Here is a 4,070-nt window from a genome sequence, read left to right as displayed (position 1 = left end):
GCGCTGGCCAGCGCAGCCCGGATCACCCGCTGCTGCGACGGACCATTCGGCGCCGACAGACCATTGCTCGCACCGTCCTGATTCACCGCACTGCCTGCCACGACCGCCAGCACCCGGTGCCCACGCTCACGGGCATCCGACAGCCGCTCCAGGACCACCATCCCGACGCCCTCACCCCAACCGGTCCCGTCAGCCGCCTCCGCGAACGGCTTGCACCGGCCATCGCCGGCCAAGCCCCGCTGCCGCGCGAACTCCGTGAACGCACCCGGGGTGGCCATGACGGTGACGCCGCCGGCCAGCGCGATCCCGCACTCGCCGGACCGCAGCGCCTGCGCGGCGAGGTGAATCGCCGTCAGCGAAGACGAGCACGCCGTGTCGATCGAGACCGCAGGGCCCTGAAGACCCAGCGAGTACGCCACCCGACCCGACGCCACACTCGCCGTCGTACCGGTGATCCCGAAACCGTCCTGCTCACCAACCTGGTAGGCCGACGCGATGATGCCCGCGTAGACACCGGCGTCGGAGTCCCGGAGCGAACCCGGCTCGATGCCGGCGTCCTCCAGCGCCTCCCAACAGGTCTCCAGCAGCAGCCGCTGCTGGGGGTCCATCCCCAACGCCTCACGCGGACTGATCCCGAAGAACTCCGCATCGAACTCACCGGCACCCTCCAGGAAGCCACCCACCCGGGCGTAACCCTCGGTCGCCGCACCGGACTCGGACAGGCCCGGCGTCTCCCAACCACGGTCCGGCGGGAACTCCGACATCGCGTCGGTCCCTCCGGCGATCAACCGCCAGAAGCCCTCCGGGTCCTCGGCTCCGCCCGGGAACCGGCAACCCATACCGACGATCGCCACCGGCTCGTCCGTGCCGACACGGACGGCGGACACGGTGGCCACCTCGTCGTCCCCGCACACCTCGGTGACCAGGTACCGGGCGAGGTCAACCGGTGTCGGATGGTCGAAGACCAGGGTGGCGGTCAGGCTCAGGCCCGTCTCAGCAGCGAGTCGGTTGCGCAGCTCCAGACCGGTCAGGGAGTCGATGCCCATGTCCCGGAAGGCCCGCTGGGGATCGATGTCCCCAGGGCGCGCATGGCCCAGGACAACAGCAGCGGCGGCCCGGACAATCTGCAGGACTTCCTGGTCACGCTCGGCGGGGGCAAGCGGGGCCAGCCGGCCCGCCAAGCCACCCACGACAGTAGCCACCGCCGCCGCGGGACGTGCGGAGACGCCGCCATCGGCGAGCAAGCCGTTCAGCAGCGAAGGCACCGGCCCTGCAGCGCGTGACAGCACGGCCAGGTCGAGCCGGGCCGGGACGGCCAACGGCGCACCCAGCGCGGCAGCAGCCTCGAACAGCGCCAAACCCTGCTCGGTCGTCAGCGGCTGGACGCCGCCGCGACGCAGCCGGGAGAGATCGGCACCGGCCAACTGCCCGGTCATCCCCGATGCCTGGGCCCACAGGCCCCAGGCCAGCGACTGGCCGGCCAGCTGCCGGTCGCGACGGTAGACGGCCAGCGCGTCCAGGAACGCGTTGGCGGCGGCGTAACTCCCCTGCCCCGGGCTGCCCATGACAGCCGCCGCCGAGGAGTACAACACGAAGCCGGCCAGGCCCGCGTCCTCGGTCAACTCGTGCAGGTTCCACGCCGCATCAGCCTTGGCAGCCATGACGGTCGCGATCCGCTGCGGCGTCAGGGATTCGATTGTGGCGTCGTCGATGACACCGGCGGCGTGCACGACCGCGGTCAGCGGCCGCTCGGCCGCGATCCGCGCCAGCACCGAGGCGAGACCCTCGCGGTCGGCGGCATCGCCGGACTGCACCCGCACGCTCGCACCCGACTGCGCCAACTCCGCGACCAGACGGGCCACGCCCGGCGCGACCGGACCGCGACGCGACAGCAGGAGCAGGTGGCGCATGCCACGGACATCCACCAGGTGCCGGGCCAACTCCCCGCCCAGCGTGCCGGTTCCACCGGTGACGAGGACGGTGCCCTGGCTGTCCCACGCGGCGGGGACGTTGAGCACGACCTTGCCGAGGTGTCGGGCGGCCTGCAGGTACCGGAGCGCTGCCACGGCCTGCGACAGCTCGAAAGTCGTCACTGCGGGCGGCTGCAGGATCCCGGCCTCGAACATCGGCCCGAGCTCGGCCAACATCTCCGCAACTCGCGGCACACCAGCGTCCATCAGGTCGAACGCCTGGTAGACCACGCCCGGGTAGGCCTCGGCGATCTCAGCGGCGTCACGGATGTCCGTCTTGCCCATCTCGACGAACCGGCCGCCGCGCGGCAGCAGCCGCAGCGACGCGTCCGTGAACTCACCGGCCAGGGCGTTGACGACCACGTCCATGCCCTCGCCACCGGTCACGGCCAGGAACCGCTCACAGAAGTCCAGGTCACGGGTCGAGGCGATGTGGCTGTCAGCCACGCCCATGGCCCGCAGCGCGTGCTGCTTGGCCGGGCTCGCGGTCGCAAAGACCTCCAGCCCCCACGCCTTCGCCAACTGCACCGCAGCCGTGCCAACTCCACCCGTACCGGCGTGAATCAGCACCCGCTGACCAGGCCGGACCTGGGCCAGATCCCGCAACGCGTAGAACGCGGTGAGGAACCCGACCGGCACCGCCGAAGCCTGCTGGAATGACCAGCCCTGCGGAATCGGGGCGAGAAGACGGCTGTCCACGATCCCAGCCGGACTCCAGCCCGGCACCAGACCCATCACCGGCTGACCGACCGTCAGACTGCTAACACCAGGGCCGATCTCCAGGACGACACCGGCACCTTCGCCGCCAAGGCCTCGGTTGTCCGCGACCATCCCCAGACCGGTCACCACGTCGCGGAAGTTCACGCCCACCGCACGCAGACCCACCCGGACCTGACCAGCCGACAGCGCAGCCTCGGTCTCGGGAGCGTCGACAACAGCGGCACTGCCCAGGTCACCCGGTTGAGCCACCTCGACTCGCCAGCCCGAACCACCGGGAAGCACCAACCCACCGGCCGCGCCGGCTCGGACCAGGCGCCGCCCGAACGCCACCACACCTTCGCCGTCAGTGGCGGGCCGGATGGAGACCTCAGGCTCCTCGGCGCCCAGCGCCATGGCCAGGACGGTGTCCACGTCGGTGTCACGCGTCGGGTCCAGGCCGGCCGCCGGGTTGACATCGACCAGCAGCAGACGTCCCGGATGCTCCGACTGCGCCGAGCGCACCAGACCCGTCACCGCCGCACCGGCCAGATCCTGACCGGCGGCCACGCCCTGGGTCCAGATCACCAAGCGTGCGTCGTCGGTCGCGGGATCGGCCAGCCACTCCTGCACCCACCCCAGCACCGTCGCAGCAGCCTGGTGCGCCGCCTGCGACGCCGAACTCCCGGACGAGGCAGCCGGCACAGCCGCCACCACCACCGGAGCCACCTCGGAGCCGTGCCGCGCCCACTGCACTGCAGCAGCCGAAGCCGAAGCCCGCGGCAGCGGCAGCGGCAGCGGCACCCAGTCCACCGTGAACAGCGACTGGCGCACCCGACGGGCCGCCCCAGCGAACTGACCCGCCGGAATCTCCCGCAGCGCCAGCGAACGCGCCCGCAGCACCGGCTGACCGACACCGTCGAACGCCGTCACCGAGACGCCACTCGCCTCGGGCGCCAGCACCACCCGCAGCTGGCGAGCACCGCCCGCCAGCAGCCGAACCCCCGACCACGCGAACGGCAGCCCCGTCCCGCCACTGCCATCACTGGCAGCCAGCAGACCGTGCAGCGCGGCATCAAGCAGAGCGGGATGCAGGCCGAAGCCGGCAGCATCGGACTCAATGACCTCGGGCAGCTCGGCCTCGGCATAAACGGTGTCCCCGGCACGCCACACCCGACGCAGACCCTGGAACGCCGGCCCATAGCCGTAGCCCCGCTGGGCAAAACTCTCGTAGGCGTTGTCGACCGGAACGGACTCCGCACCGGCCGGAGGCCAGACAGCCAGCGGTGCCGGGACGGGCTCACTGCCCGCCGGGGCCAGCACACCCACCGCATTCCGGACCCACTCGCCCTCCCCCTCGCGGGAAGAGACCATGACCGTGCGCCGACCAGTGTCGCTGTCACT

General features: G+C 71.7%; 1 protein-coding gene. It reads right to left on the bottom strand.

All coding sequences use genetic code 11. The features are described 5' to 3' along the window. On the bottom strand, positions 1 to 3,995 hold a 3,995-nt coding region (locus ACZ3KP_RS40870), incomplete at its 3' end, for an SDR family NAD(P)-dependent oxidoreductase (protein ID WP_467506204.1). Positions 3,996 to 4,070: the final 75 nt, after the last annotated feature.

It is taken from the genome of Streptomyces sp. NPDC020958 (assembly GCF_055562175.1).
The sequence above is the reverse complement of the archived record's forward strand: the minus strand, read 5'-3'. Positions and strand labels throughout refer to the sequence as shown.